The organism is Parabacteroides sp. 20_3 (assembly GCF_964238835.1).
GTDB classification, from domain to species: Bacteria; Bacteroidota; Bacteroidia; order Bacteroidales; family Tannerellaceae; genus Parabacteroides; species Parabacteroides distasonis.
The window spans coordinates 127,955-150,861 of the sequence record NZ_CAXSNO010000003.1; the positions used below are offsets into that span (position 1 = coordinate 127,955).

Below are 22,907 nucleotides of genomic sequence, written 5' to 3' on the forward strand. Positions count from 1 at the left end.
TCAAATCTTTAGTTCGTTAAACCTGAAAACAATGTATGTATTTATTATACAAATATAAACGAATTCTTTCACGAACACTCACTATCTTCGCGTAAAATAAAAGGGAATAAAAATGACTTTCAATTACGATGTAATAGTAGTAGGCGCAGGACATGCCGGCTGTGAAGCCGCCGCCGCCGCGGCGAATCTAGGATCAAAGACGCTTTTGATCACGATGGACATGAACAAGATCGCCCAGATGAGTTGTAACCCGGCAGTCGGGGGAATCGCCAAAGGACAGATCGTACGAGAGATCGACGCGCTAGGCGGATATATGGGAATCGTGACCGACCAGACCGCTATTCAATTCCGTATGTTAAACCGTAGCAAAGGACCGGCCATGTGGAGCCCGCGTGCCCAAAGCGACCGTGCCCGTTTTATCGATTGCTGGCGGGGCATACTGGAGAATATGCCGAATCTATCCATCTGGCAGGATATGGTTCAAGAACTGATTATCGAGTATGGACAAGTCTGCGGCGTTCGTACGGGAATGAATGTCGTATTCCGTGCCGGAGCGGTGGTGCTTACGAACGGGACCTTCCTAAACGGCCTGCTTCATATCGGAAGAACCCAGATACGGGGCGGACGTATCGCCGAGCCTGCGGCGACCAGACTTACCGAGCAACTTATCTCTTTAGGTATCCAAACAGATCGCATGAAAACCGGAACACCGGTCCGTATTGATGGCCGGAGCGTTCACTTCGATGAAATGGAGGAACAACCGGGGGAAAACGATTTCCATAAGTTCTCTTACATGGATACCAGTCATCGTAAATTAAAACAATTGAGTTGCTGGACTACCTTTACGAACGAGGCTTGCCACGATATATTACGGGAAGGTCTCCCCGACTCTCCTCTTTATAATGGACAGATCAAAAGTATCGGTCCCCGTTATTGTCCTAGTATCGAAACGAAAATCGTGACGTTCGCCGACAAGACGCAACATCAACTATTCCTAGAGCCGGAAGGCGAGACCACGCAGGAATACTACCTAAATGGCTTCTCCTCTTCCCTACCCTTGGATATCCAGCTTCGTGCGCTCCAAGCGATCCCCGCTTTCCGTGACGTGCAAATCTATCGTCCCGGATATGCGATTGAATACGATTTCTTCGACCCGACTCAGCTAAGACACAATTTGGAGACCAAACAAATCCGAAATCTTTTCTTCGCCGGACAGATCAACGGGACTACCGGATACGAGGAAGCCGGCGGACAAGGTTTGGTAGCGGGTATCAACGCCCACATCAATTGCCACGGCGGACAACCTTTTATCCTCGGAAGGGATGAGGCTTATATCGGTGTCCTTATCGATGATTTGGTAACAAAAGGCGTAGACGAGCCTTACCGTATGTTTACCTCTCGTGCGGAGTACCGCATCTTACTGCGCCAAGACGACGCAGATATGCGACTCACCGAGAAATCCTACCAAATGGGATTGGCCAAACAAGACCGCTACGATTTACTGCGAGAGAAAAAAGAGAGCCGTGACGCTATCATCCGTTTTGTGGAGACCTACTCCGTAAAGCCTCAATATATAAATAGCGGTTTGGAGAAACTGGGCACAGCCCCCCTATCCCATGGTTGCAAATTATTCGATGTCGTACTCCGTCCGCAGACTACCTTAGAGAACCTAGCGGATCTAGTTCCGGCCCTTCGTGCGGAGCTGGACAAAGTCCCGGCCTCTCGTAAGGAAGAGATCATCGAGGCCGCCGAGATATTGATTAAGTATAGCGGCTACATCAAACGAGAGCAAATCATAGCGGACAAGATAAACCGCTTAGAGAATATCCGGATCAAGGGTAAATTCGATTACAATTCTATCCAGTCTTTATCTACGGAAGCCCGCCAGAAATTGACCCGGATAGACCCCGACACGATCGCTCAAGCGAGCCGTATTCCGGGTATTTCCCCTAGCGACATCAACATCCTTTTGGTACTGCTCGGAAGATAAAACACGAAATGTTCCACGTGAAACATATTAAAGGAGATATTCAAATGAATGAAGCTAAAACACTGGTTATACGAGGAAATCTGGTAGATATAATCAACAGGCGCACCTTCGGGGCAGAGATTTCAATCCTAAACGGGCATATCGGAAAGGTAATCCCTACCGGACAAGATGAGGGATCTTACCTCCTCCCCGGCTTTATTGACGCGCATGTCCATATAGAGAGTAGCATGGTAACCCCTGCGGCATTCATTCACGCAGCCGTACGCCATGGCAGTATCGGTGGCGTGGCGGACCCTCATGAGATAGCGAATGTAATGGGTATCGAAGGAGTCGAATATATGCTCGACAACGCGAAAGGGATTCCTTTCTACACATGGTTCGGTATCCCGTCTTGCGTACCGGCTACGATTATGGAAACATCCGGTGCGATCATAGACGCAGACGAAACCGCTCGTTTGTTGGAACGAGAGGATCTACACTTCTTGGCTGAGATGATGAATTACCCCGGAGTCTTAAATAAAGATCCGGAAGTTATGCGCAAAATAGAAGCCGCGAAACAAGCGGGTAAACCCATCGACGGACATTATCCCCTAGCAACAGGCCCCAAGCTAAAGGCATATATCGAGTCTGGTATTTCCACCGATCATGAAACCATCTATCTAGAAAAAGGCCGTGAAAAATGTGAGCTTGGGATGCATGTCCTTATTCGGGAAGGAAGCGCGGCGAAAAACTTTGACGCACTTCATCCGCTATTGAAAGAGTATCCCGAACAAATCATGTTCTGTACGGATGACGCGCATCCTTCGTTTTTAAACAAAGGACACATAAATAGGATGGTAAAAAAATCGCTGGATTTAGGATATGATCTATATGATGTATTACGGGCCGCTTCCTATAATCCGGCCATGCACTATAAAATTCCCGCAGGTTTCTTACGAGAGGGAGACTCCGCCGATTTTATCCAAGTAAACAATTTAAAGAATCTAACCATACAGGCAACCTATATACAAGGAACCTGTGTATACGATGGAGAGAAATGCACGCTTCCTTTCCACAAACCTATACTCCGCAATAATTTCCACACGAAACCGATCCCATTAGAAAAGCTAGCGGTAAAAGCGAAAGGAAAACAGATGCGTGTCATTGTTTGCGAAGACCGCGAATTAATCACGAAAGAAGAACTATATCCTGTACATACATTCGATGGATTTGTAGAATCAGATACAGAACGAGACATTTTAAAACTCGTCATTCTAAATCGCTATCAAACGGCTCCTCCCGCTATTGCCTTTATAAAAGGAACAGGGCTCAAGCTCGGTGCCATCGCTCAAAGTATTTCCCACGATAGCCATAACATCATCGCTATAGGCGTAACCGATTTCGAGCTTATGCAAGCGATCAATGCGGTAATAAAGGCTAAAGGTGGAATCGCAGTAAGCAGTATGGACGAAGTCACTCTCCTGCCCTTGCCGGTAGCGGGATTGATGAGCGACGAATCGCTGGAGGAAACAAGTCGCCGTTACGAAGAGATCGAGGAAAAGATCAAGCGATTAAAGACCCCGATGGATTCATTACAAATGACGCTTTCTTTTATGGGATTGCTGGTGATCCCATCCTTGAAACTTAGCAACAAAGGTTTGTTCAATAGCGAGACATTCCAATTTACTCCCCTATTCGTATGATAGCCGATAAAGACGAACATATCAAGACGATCCTATCGGTCATTCCGGAAAAGCCGGGATGCTACCAGTATTTCGATGAAAACGGAACGATTATATACGTCGGCAAGGCGAAGAACCTAAAACGACGGGTATCCTCTTATTTCAACAAGGTACATGACAGCAATAAGACACGTGTGTTAGTCAAACAAATCCGGGATATCAAATATATAGTCGTCGATACGGAAGAAGACGCGTTACTACTGGAAAACAACCTCATCAAACAGTATCGTCCCCGCTATAACGTATTATTGAAGGACGACAAAACCTACCCTTCCATCGTGGTAAAGAACGAGTACTTTCCCCGGGTTTTCCAAACCCGGAACATCGTTCGGGACGGATCGCAATATTACGGTCCTTATCCCTCTTTGTTCACGGCGAAAGTGATGCTACAGATGCTAAAGGAACTTTACCCTTTACGCACTTGCAAATATCCCCTCACTCCCGAATCCATCGCACAAGGACGCTATAAGGTTTGTCTGGAATACCATATCAAGCGTTGTAAAGGGCCTTGTGAAGGCTTGCAATCATTGGAAGAATACCAGCAAAATATTTCCGAGATCAAAGAGATTCTGCGAGGCAACATCTCGCAAATTAGCAAACACCTCTATGAGGAGATGCAATCGCTCGCTGCCGAGCTCAAGTTCGAGGAAGCGCAAAAGATCAAGGAAAAATACGAAGTCATCGAGAACTACCGTTCTAAATCTACGGTCGTAACCCCGATGCTACATAATATAGATGTATTCACGATCATAGAGAATGACCATTCCGCTTATGTGAACTTTATGCATATCGGAAACGGGGCGATCGTACAAGCCTATACATTCGAGTATAAAAAACGATTGGACGAGACCAAGGAGGAATTGTTAAGCCTCGGTATTATCGAGATGCGGAATCGTTTTAAAAGCACCGCCCGGGAGATTATCGTACCCTTCAAGCTGGACATGCAGCTAGAGAATGTCACTTTCACCATTCCCCAAAGAGGGGATAAAAAGAAACTGCTCGATTTATCCGAGATGAACGTCAAGCAGTTTAAGGTAGACCGCTTGAAGCAAGCGGAAAAGTTGAATCCGGAACAACGGAATACCCGTATCTTGAAAGAGATCCAAGAGGCCTTGCATCTGGAAAAACTGCCCGCTCATATCGAATGTTTCGATAATTCAAACATACAGGGAAGCGATGCGGTAGCGGCTTGCGTGGTATTCAAGATGGGGAAACCGTCCAAGCAGGAGTATCGTAAATACAATATAAAGACCGTAGTCGGTCCGGATGATTACGCCTCCATGAAAGAAGTCGTCCGTAGGCGTTACGGGCGAGCGATCGAGGAGCAATCTCCCCTACCCGACTTGATTATAACAGACGGTGGAAAGGGGCAAATGGAAGTGGTTCGCTCGGTGGTAGAAGATGAATTAGGCTTGTCCATTCCAATCGCCGGACTAGCGAAAGATGGTAAGCACCGAACCTCGGAGTTATTATTCGGGTTCCCACCCGTAACCGTTGGCATGCGTTTGGACAGTCCGCTATTCCATCTACTTACCCGGATACAAGACGAGGTACACCGTTTCGCCATCACTTTCCACAAGGATAAACGAAGTAAGACCCAGACAAAATCCGAATTAGACACCATTAAGGGTATCGGTGAAAAGACAAAAGTATTACTTTTACGTCACTTTAAAAGCGTAAAACGAATCAAGGAAGCAAGCTTCGAGGAACTGAAATCCGTGATTGGCGAGGCGAAAGCCAAGGCACTACAAGAGGGACTGGATGGAAAGCGAACAGAAAGCGAACAAAAATAGAACAAAAGCGAACAAAAAGCGAACAAGATGAGAACAGTTACACAACGTGTGCAGCACGCTTCCGTCACGATAGACGGACAGCTTAAGTCCAAAATTGGAAAGGGGCTATTGGTATTAGTCGGTATCGAGGACAAGGATACGCAAGAAGACATTGAATGGTTGGCAAAAAAGATCACCAACCTACGCATATTTGACGATGAAAACGGGGTCATGAACCGCTCGGTTATCGAAGCGGGAGGCGAGATCATGGTTGTCAGCCAATTTACCTTACACGCCTCTACGAAAAAAGGGAACCGCCCCTCCTACTTAAAAGCGTCTAAACCGGATATCGCCATTCCGATGTATAAAGCTTTTTGCGAAGAGGTAGGGCTTCAACTCGGAAAACCTGTACAAACCGGAACATTCGGAGCTGATATGAAAATTGAACTTTTAAACGACGGGCCGGTTACTATTATTATCGACTCTCAAAATAAAGAATAAGTATGGCAGATATAACTTTACAACAAGCCCAGCAAATGGTAGACTCTTGGATCAAGACCTATGGGGTCCGTTATTTCAATGAGCTTACCAATATGACCATCCTCACCGAGGAAGTGGGCGAGCTAGCCCGGATCATGGCACGTACCTACGGTGAGCAGTCTTTCAAGGAAAGTGACAAACACCGGGATTTAGGCGATGAAATGGCAGATGTCTTATGGGTACTGCTTTGCCTCGCCAACCAGACCGGAGTAGATCTTACCGCCGCTTTCGAGAAGAATCTCCAAAAGAAAACAGACCGAGATAAAGAACGACATATAAACAATCAAAAACTATAAGCATATGGCACATCATCACGATTGCGAATGTGGACATGATCATCATCATGAACATGAACACGAATCAAATTCCGTACAGATAGACCGTTATCATGAAGCTTTCAATAAGTTTGAGCCGGCCCTGCCGGATACCCAGACCACCGAGGCTGTAAACGCTCTTTTAGAGAAACATTTCCAAGAAAACTTTACACCGGAAGTATTGAAAACGATTCATGGTTGCATCGACTTGACCTCATTAACCAGTCTGGATACCAAAGAAAGTATCTGGAAGATGGTAGACACGGTAAATGATTTCGAGGGAACTCGTCCGGATGTCCCGAACGTAGCCGCTATTTGCGTCTATCCCCTATTCGTGGAAACGGTTAAGCAGGCACTTACTGCACAAGAGGTTAAGATCGCGTCGGTTGCCGGAGGTTTTCCATCCTCACAGACATTTACGGAAGTCAAGATCGCCGAAACGGCCATGGCCGTCATGCAAGGAGCCGATGAAATCGACGTTGTCATGAACCTAGGCTATTTCATGGAAGACAATTTCGAGGAACTGACGGAAGAATTACAAGAGATCAAAGAGAGCTGTCGCCACGCCCATTTAAAGGTAATCCTAGAGACCGGAGCTTTAGTCACAGCGGAGAACATCCAAAAGGCATCCATCCTAGCCATGTATTCCGGTGCGGACTTCATCAAGACCTCCACGGGTAAAGGATACCCGGGAGCCACTTTCGAGGCCGCCTATACCATGTGCAAAGCCATCAAAACCTACCATTCCATCACCGGAAACAAGGTTGGCATCAAGATCTCCGGAGGCGTACGCACGGCGGAAGACGCAGTTCGATATTATACGATCGTAAAGGAAATACTGGGCAACGAATGGCTGAACAAGGATTTGTTCCGTATAGGAGCGAGCAGTCTGGTCGGTGATATAGAAAAACGACTCGGGAAATAGTCCATTCTAATTAAACCGGGCGCAGATGACTTAGAATCCTGTGTCCGGTAAGCACTCTCAAAGTAAGTTAACTTACCTTGGCATCGAAGTTAACTGACTTCGTCAAGTAAGTTAACTTCATTGGCTATTGAAGCATACTTACTTTTTTACTAACAAGAGCCATCTCTCTACAACTAATAGATAAAGGAATTTCTATTTGGAGCGAGTCATAATATAATCCGCCAACTGGATCAAGGATATCCGAGCCTCGGATTCCGGAAGCCTCAAAAGAACATCGACCGCCTTATCATGATATTCCTTCATGCGGGCCTCGGCATATTCGATTCCACCATTCGCCTTGGCGAACTCGATCAAGGAATCGACATTCTCCGCCGCGAAATCCTTCCGTAAAATCATATCCAAATAACGGGCGGCCTCCTCTTCCCTACCCTGCCGCAAGGCATATAATAATGGAAGCGTAACCTTACCCTCACGAATGTCATTTCCCGTCGGCTTACCGATATTCGCCTCCTTGAAATAATCAAAGATATCATCCTTGATCTGGAAGCAATACCCCAGATACTCGCCAAACTCACGGCAAAGAGCGATCACCTCCGCAGAGGCGCCCGATGAAATGGCCCCAATCTCCGTGCAAGCGGAAAGCAAGGTAGCCGTCTTCTTCTTGATAACTTGCAGATAACAATTCTCGTCTAAGATACTCTCCTCGGCAGTCTCCAATTGCTTGATCTCACCTTCGGACAAGTCTCTGCCTAAATTAGAGATAATCCCGACAATCCGCAAATCGCCGGTTTGTATGGAACGGATCAAAGCGGTAGAAAGCACATAATCACCGACCAACACGGAAATACGGTTATCGAAGATAGCGTTCAATGAGGGAACGCCACGACGTTGCTTCGTCTCATCGATCACGTCATCGTGAATCAATGTAGCGGTATGCAAAAGCTCCAGCAAAACAGCGGAATTGATCGTGTTATCCGTAACCTGTCCACAGACCTTGGCGGTAAGGAGCACCAATAACGGACGCACATGCTTCCCGGTAGAATTCAGTATAACGTCGATAGCCGATTGTAACCGGGTCGTCTCGCTGCGTAGAGATGCCTCGAAATCCTTATTGAAACGTTCAAATTCAGCGGAAACCGGTTCTTCTATTTTCCTTCTTTCATCCATAATTCCATGCAAAGATTCGCAAAAGTAACAAAAACTATCGAGTAAGCGAGTTTTTTCGTACATTTACCCAGATTTTGTCCCACTAAAACGTGTTAAAAGTAATGAAGTTATTCCTTATAGATGCGTATGCGTTAATTTATCGCTCCTATTACGCCTTCATCAAGAATCCGCGTATCAACTCCAAGGGTGTGAATACCTCCGCCATTTTCGGTTTTATCAACAGTCTGGAGGATGTATTAAAACGTGAGAACCCGACTCATATAGCGGTGGCCTTTGACCCGAAGGGACCGACCTTCCGCCATGAGGCCTTCGAGCAATACAAGGCACAACGGGAAGAGACGCCGGAAGTGATCCGTCAATCCGTCCCTATCATTAAAGAAATCATAGAGGCTTACAATATTCCGATTCTGGAAGTACCCCGCTACGAGGCGGACGATGTGATCGGCACCGTGTCCAAACAGGCGGAGAAGGAAGGCTTCGAGGTGTACATGATGACGCCGGATAAAGATTACGGCCAATTGGTGTCCGAACATATATTTATGTATCGTCCGAAATTCGGAGGCGATTACGAGATCATGGGCGTGCCCGAGGTCTTAAACAAGTACGGCCTCACGAGTACGGAGCAAGTGATCGACTTGCTGGGACTGATGGGCGACGCTTCCGATAATATCCCCGGCTGTCCGGGTGTCGGCGAGAAGACCGCTCAAAAACTACTGACCGAATTCGGAAGTATCGAGAACCTGTTAGCGAACACTGATAAGTTGAAAGGCGCGCAAAAGAAGAAGGTAGAGGAGAACGTCGAGCAAATCCGTTTCTCCAAATTCTTGGCGACGATCAAGACGGATGTCCCTATCGAGTTCGATGCCGCCCGTTGCGTTCGTGAAAAGCCAAACGAAGAGCGGCTGACTGAGATTTACACAGAATTGGAATTTAGAACATTTATTAACAAACTAAGTTCTGAGCCGGTCAAAGCCGCTCCGAAAGGTCCCGTTCAAGGCGATTTGTTCGCGATTTTTACGCCCGAGAGTACGGAAGAGCCCAAAAAATCGATTCTCACGGACTTAAAGTCCACCCCCCATAACTATTATTTAACTGATACAGAGGAAAAACAAGCCGATTTAGCCCGCTTTTTATTGGGTCAAGAATTTTTCGCTTTTGACACGGAAACCGATGGCATCGATCCCTTGAAAGCCGGATTGGTCGGAATGTCGTTCGCCGTGAAAGAAAACGAGGCTTGGTATGTCCCTGTTCCCGCCAACTCAGTAGAGGCGGCGAAAGTAGTGGAACGCTTCTCCCCTGCCCTGCAAAATCCGAAATCATTAAAGATCGGGCAAAACATCAAATTCGATATTTTGGTACTTCGTAAATACAACGTGAAGGTAGCCGGTCCTCTGTTCGATACGATGATCGCCCATTACCTGCTAAATCCGGAATTACGGCACGGAATGGATTACCTAGCGGAGACCTACCTCAAGTACCAGACCGTCCACATCGAGGAACTGATCGGCCCAAAAGGAAAGAACCAGTTATCGATGCGAAACGTACCCGTGGAGCAAATCGCCGAATACGCCGCCGAGGACGCGGACATCACGCTCAAGCTAAAGAATTATTTCGCACCCGAGTTAAAGAAGGAAGGACTGGAATCCCTCTTCACCACGATCGAGATGCCATTAATATATGTATTAGTGGAAATGGAGGCCACCGGCGTCACGCTAGACACGGTAGCGCTCAAGCAATCCTCCGGAGAATTGACCACATCCATGAACAAGCTGGAGCAAGAGGTTTACGAGCTGGCCGGCACGGAATTCAACATCAACTCCACGAAACAGGTCGGCGAGATCCTTTTCGACCGCTTGAAGCTGGACGAGAAAGCGAAGAAGACCAAAACTGGCGGTTACAGTACCAGCGAGGATGTATTGGAGAAACTTCGCAACAAGCATCCCATCATCGGCAAGCTTCTTGAATACCGCGGACTTAAAAAATTATTAAGTACCTATATCGACGCTCTACCCGAGTTGATCAATCCGCAGACCGGAAAGATACATACCTCTTTCAACCAAGCGGTAACATCTACCGGACGCCTCAGCTCTACCAATCCGAACCTGCAAAACATTCCGGTACGGGACGATCTGGGCCGTGAGATCCGTAAGGCATTTATTCCGGACAATACGGATTGCCTCTTCTTCTCGGCCGACTACTCCCAGATCGAGCTTCGTATCATGGCCCACCTGAGCGGTGACCCGCATATGATCGAGGCTTTCCAAAGCGGAGCAGATATCCACGCCGCCACAGCCGCCAAGATCTACGGAATCCCGGTAGAAGAAGTAACCAGCGATATGCGCCGGAAGGCGAAAACCGCCAACTTCGGTATCATTTACGGCATCTCCGTCTTCGGGCTCGCCGAGCGTCTGGGTATCCCTCGTTCTGAGTCCAAGGAACTGATAGACGGTTATTTCAGCACCTACCCCCGCATCAAGGAATACATGGAGGAGAGCATCAAGGTAGCCAAGGAAAAAGGATACGTAGAGACCATTTTCAAGCGCAAGCGTTTCCTTCCGGATATCAACTCACACAACGCCGTCGTACGCGGCTATGCCGAGCGAAACGCGATCAATGCCCCTATCCAAGGGAGCGCCGCCGATATCATCAAACTAGCGATGGTACGCATTTACGAACGCTTTGAGGAAGAGGGATTGAAAAGCAAGATGATCCTCCAAGTACACGATGAGTTAAACTTCAATGTCTACAAAGAGGAAGCCGAGGAGGTAAAGAAAATCGTGCTGGAGGAAATGGAAAACGTCATGAAACTACAAGTCCCCTTAATCGCCGATTGCGGCGAGGGAGAGAACTGGTTGGAGGCGCATTAAAATAATGCCGGAATTCCCCTTAAAAAAACATGTACGTGTTTTCCGAAAAACATGTACGACTTTTTCCAAAAACACGTACGTGTTTTTTTAAGACCATAACAGCCTAAGTAAAAACAACAGGGTGTCCTAAATCGCCGGAAGCTTTTTAGGACACCCTATTTATTAGTGATCAAAAGGAACTCTTATTGCTTATAAATCTTCTTAGAGATTATTCCATCCGCCGTCTTTATACGTAAGATATAATGCCCGGAAGGTATCGACAAGGTAGTCGTATATTGTTTCCGGCTATCTATGGTAGTTCCCCAGACAGACGCGCCGTCGTAAGTATAAAGCATCATATTTTCTATCGCCACATCCGATTGAACCGATAATAGGCCGGAAGCGGAATCAAACGCATATTCCAAATCCGAGACAGACGGCTCGGTAACCTCATTAGAAACCACTAGCGAACCATCGATCTTTAGGCAGAACGTACGATAGCTTTCACGGATATCCGTATACTTGGTTTCCCACAGCTCACTCAAGTCACCTTGGTAAGTAGCCATTACGGCAAGCATATCACCAATACCCCAATCAAACGAGCCACTATAAGATACCGTCTGGCTCTTCCCTGCCGGAATCTCCAGCCAATTATTCACCTCCCAACTGTAATCGTCTATCGAGAGATTAGGATCTCGCACGTAAAGGCCGGCCGTACCTTGGAAATTCGTTTTTTGCTTGTTATAGAAAGTCACCTCAAAGGTAGCGGTCCCACTTTCCGCATCATACTCGACCTTTACAGGATCGGCGGTCAAGCTATTCCGTGCCTGTGAGAAAGAAATAACGCTATCCTTCACATCCAACAAGATATAATCATACGGATGATTTACCGAACGGATCGGACGTAAGATGCTATCTCCTTCCATTCCTCCCAGTACGTACATATACAGAGTAGCCGTAGTATCCGGGATACCTAGGGACTCACAAAGGAAATCTTTCGTTATATAATTACCTAGCTGAAAGTCCGCGATCGTATCTAAAAATGCCGCTTCGCTAACAGGCAACTCCACCGCCTCATTCTCTTCGAAAAAGGCTAATGTATGGACATAGCTCCCATCTTGCCCCAAGTTAAATAGGTTATAAGTAATCGGAAACTTCTCACCAAGCTTGATACTTTCAATATCTTTAGTACCCAAAGAACTGATCGTTAACAACTTCACAGGCTTCGAGTCATCAGACGGTTTGCGGATACCCGTGATCATGGCTTGGCGTTCATTGTAAGTACGTAAATTATCGCCAATCGCACCTAACTCAAAATATCCACTGCCAAACCAGCCCGTATTTAAATGGAAAAGTCCGCTCCGATTATAGCCATCGCAAACAAATGCCCATTTATAGGCCAGATTATTTTCTCCGCTACCTCCTTCATAATAAACCGGACGTTGAGCGGCTAGTTCCGTTTTGAGCAGATCCGTCCATTCTTTTCCGGAAAAGAAGGTCCTATCATACAATTGTATATTCTTATCATATCCAAAATTATTAATGAAAGCCTTCCGTACATCTTCTTTATTAGCCCCCATATCCCATTCATAATTCATATAGGCAGCCGCTCCACAATGAAAAATCAGCGTGGAAACAGCCTCTATCTCATCCCAAGAGGAAGACTCATCAAGAGTAGCAGGCATATTTTCCCAATCATACGTTGTATGCCCAAAATTAGCGGAAACAACCAACGTACTTCCCGGATTCTTATAATTTACGTTACCCATACCGCTTTTCGGATATTGATAATAATTCATGATCTGCGCCATAGCGACACCTTCCCCACCCGCAAAAGTTAGAACATCATTGACAACTGGGCACATCTCATTGTAGGGAGCATCATCCTTCCATTCCGTTTTAATCAAAGGGATCACCGCCTCTGGAAACCGTGAAGAAGCCTCAACACTATCCACCGCTAGAGGCATCCCGGACCGTAACGCCTTTACATAATGGATATACATACGCATAAAATTCTCCATCGTAGCGGACAGACCTTTCTCCGGCAAAGCCCCCTTATCGGATATACCCAATAACTGCTTTCCACGATCTTCTCCGGATACGATTACAAAACCTTGGTTATCCCCTACGTTATACAGGTAAAGTAAGGCATTCTCCACACTCGAGGAACGTAATTTAGAAGGGGCCTCGATGCCTTCCTCCGTCCCTACGTAGGCCAACTTAAACTCAGGAAAAGAACCGGCCCTCAACACCGAGGTATTCTCCATCGAATACTGTTGCTGGGCAATCCGGAGCGCTTCGGCCGAACCTATCGGATCAGCTGAAAGTGTTTGTACACATAGCGTAGCACAAGCTAACAAAGCCAAGTAGACGTGTTTCATTGACATAAAGTTTTGAATGAATATTAAATACTAATACATACAAAGTTATCAAAAGCTTTCAAATTCTTTCTATACATAGGCAAGTCTCTGCGATAATTCATGCTAGAAAATTATGACAAATTAGCCATATGTATACATATTTCATCATATTCTCTTATTTTTGCGGAGATAAGGATCAGTAAATCTAATGGTATGATGAAAAATATCGATGATATCTTTCTTTTACAACGAATCAAAGAAGATGACGAGGCGGCATTCAAATATCTCTTCGACACCTACTTCACCGCTGTGTATCGACTTTCTTTTTTCTATATAAAGAAAGATACGTTATCGGAGGAAATAGCATTGGATGTATTCACGGCCCTTTGGGAGAAACGAAAGACAATCGAGATCAAATTATCCATAAAAGCTTACCTCCTCACCTCTGCCCGTAACCGGACCTTAAACTATCTCCGAGACCATGAACAAGAGCTTTACACGGAGAATATATCCCTTTTCGAATCCGCTATCGAGGAATATCCTCTCGAGATGAAAGAACTGGAACAACTGATAAACGAAGCCATTTATGCCTTACCGGACAAATGTAGGGAAGTCTTCTTAAAAAGCCGTATGGAGAATCGTTCTAACAAAGAAATCGCCACGGATATGAATATCACGGTAAAAACCGTAGAAGCCCAGATAACCAAAGCGCTCAAACATATTAAAGCTCATTTAGGGAAAGGCTATCATTATCTTTTCTGAAAAAATTTCATTCGAGACGTTAGGGTTCTTTTCCAAAACCGTGTCTCTATTATAAAAGGCTAATTTCGGTGTAATGGAAAAAATCATACCATGGGGGCTACTTATAGCTCAATTAAAACACGAATCCACCCCGGAACAAGATGTATTGTTCGACGCATGGATAAAAGAAACGGATAACGCCGAGTTATTCGTCGACATCACCTTGCTCTGGGACAAAATACAAGAAGAGGTATCGGAAGCGAAACCGGATCTGGCAGTTTCTTGGGAAAAGATGCAAACTCGTATACATGCGGGCCAACATAAACAAAGAAATTTACGCCGGATCAAGTACTCAGTTATCTCCATCGCTGCCAGTATCTTATTACTGTTAGGTATCGGTTATAGCTATCAATTCGTACGGCAATATAATACAAATCAATATTATTCCGCCTTGAACGGGAAATCCAGAATAATCTTACCAGATAGCTCTGTTGTCTGGCTAAATACCGGCTCTACCCTTCAATATGCCTCTTCGTTCATCCATAAACGGCAATTAGTTCTGGAGGGAGAAGCCTCCTTTGAGGTCACAAAAGATAAAAGGCACCCGTTTATCGTCTCCAGCGGAGACTTAAAAGTAAAGGTATATGGAACGAAGTTCAACGTATATTCCTACCCGAACGATAATAACGCGAAGATCGCCCTTCGTAGCGGATCGGTATCCGTATCACTAAAAGACGGAAAGGAAGCCTTTCTAAGCCCGGGAGAGATCGCAAGGATCAATAAAAAGGAGCAGACATTGAAGATTGAACAGTCGGATGTGGAGCTAGAGACATTCTGGGCAAAAGAATCAGTATTCTTTAAAAGTAAGTCGCTCGGCTATATCTGTAAATATCTGGAAAGATGGTACAACGTGAAAATCAATGTCGATCCAAAGATAGCCGAGAGTCAATTCTATACGTTCACGGTAAAAGATGATTCCTTGGAAACGATATTACGAACTTTGTCTAAGATTAATCCGATAAAATATACATTCGATGATAACAACCGTGTAACAATAAGTAGTGTAGAACCTTAAATTATTTTGCCTATGAGTATATGACAAAAGACAAAAGGCATAATTTGATTATGCCTTTCGGGGGCATCGCATGCCCTCATAAACGAAAAAAAACGTGAGTTATGACAAAAGTTGGCGCTTTCCGTAGCTCACAGATTCTTAATCTTTTATTAATACAAAAGTATGAAAAATTATTCCATCTTTAAACATTCATTTTGCACTTTATCATTATTTATAGTGATGCTCCTCCATGCGGGAGTAACCTATGCGCAAGAAAAGCTTCGTATTTCTTTCTCTAATGTCTCTCTGGAAGAGGCTTTGAAAAAAATTGAGTCCGCAAGTAAATATACCTTTTTCTATGATGACAAGAGAACGGATCTTTCTCAGAAAGTCTCCGCTAACGCAAATGGTCAAAGTATAGAGGAGGTCCTCAATGCTATGTTAAAAACCACAAATCTCACCTACGAGATCGATAACCGCCAGATCGCTCTTATTATTAAAGAAAAGAATGGTATATCGCAAAAGAGCAAGAAGATTTCCGGTGTGGTAAAAGACGAGAATAACGAACCGGTTATTGGCGTCAGCATCGTTCAACGCAATACCACGAACGGAACGATCACGGATTTGGACGGACGTTTCTCTATGGAATTACCGGAAAACAGCTCGATAGAGATTTCGTATGTCGGCTATGGAAAACAAATTATCCCGGTAGCGAACAAGAGTAATTTCGATATCGTCTTGAAAGAAAACTCCTTGAATCTGGATGAGGTAGTAGTCGTTGGTTATGCCAGCCGCAAGGTTGAGGATATCACCGGAGCCGTTTCCAATATCCGTGCGGACAAGACGAATATAGGAGGAGCCTCTACTTCGGTGGATCAAATGCTTTCCGGTCGTATCTCCGGTGTACAGTTCAAGCAAAACACCTCTCAGCCCGGTGGTGGCGGTAAGACGATTATCCGCGGGCGTAACTCTCTTTTCTTAAATACGGACCCCTTATATGTAGTAGATGGTTTCGTCGTAAACACACCTAGCGCTCCTAGTAGCGGAATGGCGTTCAACGCTCCGGACCGTGATCCGTTGAACTCTATCAACCCGAACGATATCGAGAGCATAGCGGTCTTGAAAGATGCCGCCGCCACCGCTATTTATGGTGCTCAAGGCTCTAATGGTGTATTTATCATCACGACCAAAAGAGGTAAACAAGGTAAAATTCGCATATCCTATGATGGATATGCCGGCGTACAAACTGTCGCTAACGAGTATGACGTCATGAACGCACAACAATATATGCGATACAACAACGCTTTCAATTTGACCAGCTTTACCGAACAAGAGATCAATGCGGCGCAAGCCACGAATTGGTTTGATCAAGTAACCAGAAACGGCTTCTTGCAAAGTCATAATGTAAACCTTTCCGGTGGTTCCGAATCACTTAAATATTATTTCTCCCTCGGATATTACGGAATGGACGGTATCGTGAAAAATACTGGAATGGACCGCTATACCGGAAGAAGTAATATTGAGTATAAGAAAGATAAATTCACCTTCAGTTCCAATATTTTCGCTACCCATATCTTGGATACGAACCAGCCGACGGAAGGTGGTACCCGTAATTCCGTCATCTCCTCCTCCATCGCTTTCGCCCCCAACGTAACCGTACGGGATCAAAACGGAGCGTATAATAAAGATCCGAACAATGATTTTATCGCCAATCCGGTTTCTTTATTAGACATAAACGATAAGATCTATACGGACAAATTAAATTTCAGCGCAGGCGCTTCTTACGAGGTATTACCCGGATTGAAACCGGAGATCAAGCTTACCTACGACGTACAAAACGCCCACCGCAGCTTCTATGTACCGTCGACAACCGCATATAATGGAAACTTTACGCACGGAGGAACCGCTAGCCAAAGTTCGATGAGAAGTACCGGTATCTCCTTCGATGGCTTACTTCATTATGATGCCGTATTCAATAAAAAACATCACGTAACCGGGTTGTTAGGATACGAGTATTACCAACGGGATAACAATTATTTCCGTGCCGAGAACTCAGGTTTTGGTACAGATGCCACACACGAAAACAATCTAGGTGGTGGAAACGCTCCCAAGATGAGTTCTTCCAAAGATCGTCGTAAAGATATCTCCGGTTTCGGACGAGTCGATTATTCTTTCGATGATAAATACCTCGCTACGGTAACGTTAAGACGTGACGGATCTTCCGTATTCGGTGGTAATAATAAATATGCTTATTTCCCGGGCGTTTCAGTAGGTTGGAAAATAGACAAGGAAGATTTTATGGCCGGAGCCGCAGATAAGGTCGATATATTAAAACTCCGTCTGGGTTACGGACAATCCGGTAACTCGGGTATCGATCCTTACCAATCTCTTTCTAAGTATGATATGACAACGAATGGCATTCTCGGACAAAACAAAGTATCCGGAGCCACGCTAACGAATTATATGGAAAATCCGGACTTGAAGTGGGAAACTACCTCACAGGTCAACTTGGGTATCGACTATGGCTTCTTCAGCCGTTTATCGGGTAATCTGGATTTCTTCGTGAAAAATACGAAGGATATGTTAGTTCAGGTTTCACAATCACCTATGACCGGCCATAAATATCAATGGCAGAACGCCGCCTCCATGCGAGTATGGGGTCTTGAGTATAGCTTGAACTCAACCAATATACAAACCCGGGATTTCGAATGGGATACACAGTTGAGTTTCTCTTGGACAGATAATAAGATCACGGATTATAACGTAACCGACGAAAGCACGGTAGCGGCGTTGAATACGATCGGTGTTATCAAGGGAGAGCGCACGAACTCATATTATACCTACGTCATCGACGGCATCGATCCTTCCAGTGGCTCGTATCGTTTCAAGGATTTAGATGGAGACGGTTCTATCACGGTCAAAGACAAAGCGATTCTCGGGACTCCGGATCCCCGGGTAATCCTAGGCTTCGGCAATACATTCAAGTATAAGAACTTCGCTTTAGATATCTTCTTTAACGCTAATTTCGGCAATAAGATGTATAACTACTCAGCGATGAACTTCACGCTGCCGAATACTTTCGAGACTTCCAACTATATGGTAGATGCCATGAATTATTGGTCCGAATCCAATCCGAACTCAGATATAGCGGCCAACCGTGCGAATGGAAATGGTAATGCCCTTTATAATTCCCGCTGGATTGAGGATGCTTGGTTTATCCGTCTACAAAACGTAACCTTGTCTTATAACTTGGCTTCTATCCCTTCACTTCGTAAGATATTCCCGACGGCTAAGATATATGTGCAGGCACAAAACTTGTTCCTGATCACCCCTTACTCCGGCTTGGACCCGGAATTAGCGAATAACGCTTATATGTCCTCTTCCGAGAATCTTCCCGCATTCCTTCCCGGTAGCGTAGATATGAACGCATATCCCCCGGCACGGACATTCACGGTTGGTCTTAACTTTAGTTTCTAACATTAAAAACATACATTCAATATGATACGTAAACATTCTATCCAATATATTTTACTTGCCTTGTTAGCTGGCAATCTCGCTTTTACTTCTTGCTCTGATTCCATGGTAGAAGAAAAATTGTTCAGTCAGATCGGAGACGGTAACCTTTCCGATATCGAAGGCGCTCGTTTATTGACCAATGGTATTTACGGATATGTACAGTATTTCAGTTACTTCGGGGGAAATAATTGGCTAATGAATGTTAGCTCTTACTCCGATGAGTTTTTCTGTAATTGGGGTGGTACGCCTGAAACCGGATGGGGAGGCGCACAAAACTTCCTCAATATGGATGCCGGACATGCTATGTCGGAAACAAACTGGAATAGTGTCTACAGTCTTATTACGCAATGTAATGAGGTAATCACTAAATATGGGGAATCCACAGAACCGGAAATTATCCAGTATGTAGCTGAGGCTCGCTTCTGGAGGGCTTTCTCGTACGACAAATTATATCATTTATTCGGTACGGTTCCTTTGGTTACAGGTAGCCAAGATATCAAAAACGGCATTGCCCGGGCTTCCCAAGAGGAAATGGAATCTTTTATCGAGACTGAATTGGCTGATGTAGAGAAGGTCTTGCCGGAAACTTATTCCTCTACGGATTATGGCCGTCCCACCTCATGGGCTGTCAAGGCTACATTAGCCCGCTATTACTTGAATAAGAAAGATTGGAAGAAAGCTTCCATCTATGCGAAAGAGATTATCGACAAGGGAGGTTTCAACTTGGTTGATTATCAAGATATATTCTCCAAGAATCAAAATGATGAAGTCATATTGGCTATTAATCATATAGCGGAGGCTAATCATGGAAACAAATACGTAGCCTTGGTATTGGAGGCATCCATCCGCGACGCCCTTGGCATTACCGGAGTATCCGCTTCCAACGGATACGGTATGGCCGTACCTTTCTTCCGAACTTTCGATCCGGACGATAAACGCATCACACCTTATAATCCAGCTACCGGCAAAGGTATAGCCGTATCCGGAATCGTTTATAAGAGTGATGGAACGCCGGTTTATGGTACTCCCGAGGAACCCAAAAGCGTAGAGGAACAACTAAGTCGCATACTTACGTTCAAATGGGAGGTGCAAACGAATATTCCATTAGGAGAGGATGCCTCCCTAAATGTTCCCGCATTGCGTCTTGGCGAAGTTATGTTAACCTATGCGGAGGCCGAGAATGAATTAGGCCATTTGGAGGAAGCGAAAACCTATGTCGATAAAATTCGTAGCCGGGCGGGTTTGGAGAATCTCCCGGCAAACTTAAACATGGCATCCATGCGTGACGCCATTCTCGATGAGAGAGGTTGGGAATTGTACCATGAAGGCTATCGCCGTGAGGATTTAGTGAGACACGGCAAGTTATTGGAGAAAGTAAATGAGAAATATCATTATTATTTTGGTAAAGATATGCCATGGGAAAATAATAATGACCGGATATTGCAACCGATCCCGACAAATGCGTTACTTTTAAACCCGCTGTTGAAACAAAATCCGGGATATTGAATCCGGAATCTAATTAAATAACTCAAATTCTTCGATCATGAAATTATGTATATTATTAGCGAGCATCCCCCTTTTCCTTAGCTGTAACGCACCTAAGGCTCCCCAAGCATTCAGCTTGGGGAAAGAGGTTGGTCAATTACCTAATATCCAAGGTAAGAAAAGAAACGGGAACTATTTATATGTTACCGCCGGAAATAACTTATATTCCATCGGTAACCAGTATGGAGATTTCCCGCCGGCAGGTTTCCACGTACCCGGTGAGATGAGCGGTATATGGCAACATCCGATCAAGTTACTGGACGGCTTTACCTTATCCATACAGGATGGGGCAAAATCCATCGTTTTGGATAAATGCGATTCTTTTATCACGTACCCGTTAGCCACCCAATTCAAATATGACGGGGCCGATGATTTGGAAATTGTACGTACGGATTTTGTTCCGGATAGCCTTCCGGTATTGGCCGTAGAGTATCAAGTCCGTAATAAAACGAATCAGCCGAAAGAAATCCTTTTATCACTTACCGCCGATACCGATCTATCTCCGGTCTGGTTAGGTGAACGTAGTGGAATGACGGATACCAGAGACCAATATACCGGTTTGATCCATAATACGGTTTTCGCTAAAGACAGCTTAAACAATTGGTTCGTCGGCGTTACTTCCGATCAAGATAGCTTATCGATCGACGATTTGGGAAATAGCCCGGTACAAGGCCAAGGGATTTCCGTGAAACTTAATACACCCCGTTTAAACCTTGCGGCCAACGAAGTGAGGAACATCCGTTTCTTTATCTCCGGCTCCATGAAAAACGAGACCGAGATACAAGAGAACCTTCGGGTAGCGAAAGAGAATCTAAAAGACCTGTATGAGCAAAAGAGACTACGGTATGAGGAAATAGACCGTACCGCCGCTATAACCATACCGGATACTTTACTTATGACCGCCTACCAATGGGGTAAGTACAATAGTGATTGGTTGGTTCGTGATGTCCCCGGTTTAGGGAATGCCATGAGCGCCGGACTTCCGGATTATCCTTGGTTCTTTAGTAATGACCAATCCATCACGTTCAAGGCCCTAGTCGGAACCCGTGACCCGGGCTTATTCTACAATTCCATGAAAATGATCAAGGAGGTATCGGACAAGTTCAATAATAATACAGGGCGTATCGTCCACGAGTTCTCTACCAACGGGGCGGTCTATGATAAAGGGCGTATGGAAGAATCCCAAGAGTTTATCATCGCCACTTGGGAAATATTCAAATGGACCGGGAATATAGATTTCCTAAGAACCTATTATGAGCATGGGAAAAAGGTATGGGAGTTTTTACAGGAGCACGATACCAACCATAACTTATACGTGGAAGGCCCCGGAGGAGTGGAGATCAAAGGACTGAATGACGAGATGTTGGACGTAGCCGTTCATACCCAGACATTCTTGGATGTTATGTCACAAGCGGCAGCGGTATTAAATGAACCGGATTTATCGAAAGATTTCGCCTCTAAAGCGGAACAATTGAAGGAAAAGATCAACGAGGATTGGTGGAGTCCGTCCGAGAAACGTTTTGCCGATTTTATCTCGGATCAGCAAAAAGCCGTTCAATTGATCGATATGGCGCTTCAAGAGCGAGTGATCCCCAACCGAAATGAATGGGCACGGAAGGAACTAACAGCCTTGAAAGAGCGGATATTGAAAGGGGAGCATAAGGAAAAAGGCTTTACGGTATTCTATAATGCTTCTTGCCTCTTACCGATCAAGGAAGGCATTGCCGATCGGGATAAAGCTCTTCAAATGTTGGACGAGGTATCTTTCTTTACGAATAAGTTCGGTATTTACGTGGCAGGTATCGCACGACCGGATGATATCACGCTGGAGGAGTGTTCCGTGGCCGACCGCCTCAATGGTGATTTCAATTACAATGAGGCGATCATGCAAGGGGCGACATCCAGCTTAGCGATAGCGGAGTGCCAATACAGGGGATTTGAGAGTGCCCGTAAATATATCCGGCAAATCCTGAATAATTTCAGTTTCGCTACACCCGGAACGACTTATGAGGTTTCTCCGGATTACGGCATGTTCGTGCAAGCTTGGAACGTTAGTGGCTACAATATTCCATTAATACACTACGTATTCGGCGTAGACCCGATGGCTTATAAAAAAGAGATAAATATTAAGACCGATATCCCGGAAGACTGGGAGTATGCCAAACTTGATAATTTGTTAGTGGGTAATAATCAGTTAAGCATTGATTACCAGAAATCCGGACAACAAAAATCTTTTGTTATCTCTTGTACAGAAAACGGGTGGAACCTACATTTTACCATACCAGTCAACTGTAAGTCTATCAAGATAAATGGAAAAGAGATACCCGCTAACTCCGGATCAATTGATTTAACTGGCATCAAGAATACAATCGAACTCATATAGCCAGATCAAAATAATTAATTATGGCATTACTGT

14 protein-coding genes are annotated in these 22,907 nt (G+C 45.1%); 12 read left to right on the forward strand and 2 right to left on the reverse strand.

Going from position 1 to position 22,907, the window contains the following annotated elements; all coding sequences use genetic code 11:
• Positions 1-112 precede the first annotated feature (112 nt).
• Genes mnmG through deoC form a run of 6 tightly spaced genes read left to right on the forward strand, consistent with a single transcriptional unit; the run spans position 113 to position 7,262 of the window.
• Positions 113-1,990, forward strand: a complete 1,878-nt coding sequence (mnmG, locus tag ACESPU_RS07495; protein WP_373133236.1) for a tRNA uridine-5-carboxymethylaminomethyl(34) synthesis enzyme MnmG — start codon at positions 113-115, stop codon at positions 1,988-1,990.
• 44 nt (positions 1,991-2,034) lie between these two features.
• Positions 2,035-3,672 carry an adenine deaminase gene (gene ade / locus ACESPU_RS07500; protein ID WP_048927205.1) on the forward strand — a complete coding sequence of 546 codons (1,638 nt, stop codon included), beginning with the start codon at positions 2,035-2,037 and terminating at the stop codon, positions 3,670-3,672.
• A complete protein-coding gene (gene uvrC, locus ACESPU_RS07505) occupies positions 3,669-5,504 on the forward strand; it encodes an excinuclease ABC subunit UvrC (protein WP_048926925.1) in 1,836 nt (611 codons plus the stop codon). Before ade ends, uvrC begins: the two co-directional genes overlap by 4 nt.
• Before the next feature lie 27 nt (positions 5,505-5,531).
• Positions 5,532-5,984: a D-aminoacyl-tRNA deacylase gene (gene dtd / locus ACESPU_RS07510; protein WP_005860440.1), complete on the forward strand. Its 453-nt coding sequence runs from the start codon at positions 5,532-5,534 to the stop codon at positions 5,982-5,984.
• 2 nt (positions 5,985-5,986) lie between these two features.
• Positions 5,987-6,319: a nucleotide pyrophosphohydrolase gene (locus tag ACESPU_RS07515; RefSeq protein ID WP_005860438.1), complete on the forward strand. Its 333-nt coding sequence runs from the start codon at positions 5,987-5,989 to the stop codon at positions 6,317-6,319.
• Positions 6,320-6,323: 4 nt separating this feature from the next.
• Positions 6,324-7,262 carry a deoxyribose-phosphate aldolase gene (gene deoC / locus ACESPU_RS07520; RefSeq protein WP_057327042.1) on the forward strand — a complete coding sequence of 313 codons (939 nt, stop codon included), beginning with the start codon at positions 6,324-6,326 and terminating at the stop codon, positions 7,260-7,262.
• A gap of 192 nt (positions 7,263-7,454) precedes the next feature.
• On the opposite strand, the gene ACESPU_RS07525 is transcribed toward deoC, so the two are convergent.
• Entirely contained in the window at positions 7,455-8,429 is a 975-nt protein-coding gene (locus ACESPU_RS07525; protein ID WP_057327041.1) for a polyprenyl synthetase family protein, read from the reverse strand.
• A gap of 101 nt (positions 8,430-8,530) precedes the next feature.
• Here ACESPU_RS07525 and polA point away from each other — a divergent pair, with 101 nt between their 5' ends.
• Positions 8,531-11,296, forward strand: a complete 2,766-nt coding sequence (polA, locus tag ACESPU_RS07530) for a DNA polymerase I (protein WP_158532667.1) — start codon at positions 8,531-8,533, stop codon at positions 11,294-11,296.
• A gap of 182 nt (positions 11,297-11,478) precedes the next feature.
• Here the strand turns inward: polA and ACESPU_RS07535 are convergent, their stop codons facing one another.
• Positions 11,479-13,656 (reverse strand): thiol protease/hemagglutinin PrtT, encoded by a 2,178-nt coding sequence (locus ACESPU_RS07535; RefSeq protein WP_227154302.1) that lies wholly within the window; start codon positions 13,654-13,656, stop codon positions 11,479-11,481.
• A gap of 192 nt (positions 13,657-13,848) precedes the next feature.
• On the opposite strand from ACESPU_RS07535, the gene ACESPU_RS07540 reads away from it, so the two are divergent.
• The 5 genes from ACESPU_RS07540 (at position 13,849) to ACESPU_RS07560 (ending at position 22,874) form a co-directional block, all read left to right on the forward strand.
• Positions 13,849-14,397, forward strand: a complete 549-nt coding sequence (locus ACESPU_RS07540) for an RNA polymerase sigma-70 factor (RefSeq protein WP_008773220.1) — start codon at positions 13,849-13,851, stop codon at positions 14,395-14,397.
• Between the two features lie 73 nt (positions 14,398-14,470).
• The gene (locus tag ACESPU_RS07545) at positions 14,471-15,451 is read left to right on the forward strand and encodes a FecR family protein (protein WP_087345158.1); all 981 of its coding nucleotides are present in this window, start codon (positions 14,471-14,473) and stop codon (positions 15,449-15,451) included.
• Between the two features lie 162 nt (positions 15,452-15,613).
• Positions 15,614-18,907: a TonB-dependent receptor gene (locus ACESPU_RS07550; protein WP_005863792.1), complete on the forward strand. Its 3,294-nt coding sequence runs from the start codon at positions 15,614-15,616 to the stop codon at positions 18,905-18,907.
• A gap of 21 nt (positions 18,908-18,928) precedes the next feature.
• Positions 18,929-20,452, forward strand: coding sequence for a RagB/SusD family nutrient uptake outer membrane protein (locus ACESPU_RS07555; protein ID WP_373133237.1), 1,524 nt, complete (start codon positions 18,929-18,931; stop codon positions 20,450-20,452).
• Positions 20,453-20,489: 37 nt separating this feature from the next.
• A complete protein-coding gene (locus tag ACESPU_RS07560) occupies positions 20,490-22,874 on the forward strand; it encodes a hypothetical protein (protein ID WP_158532665.1) in 2,385 nt (794 codons plus the stop codon).
• The last annotated feature ends 33 nt before the right edge of the window (positions 22,875-22,907 follow it).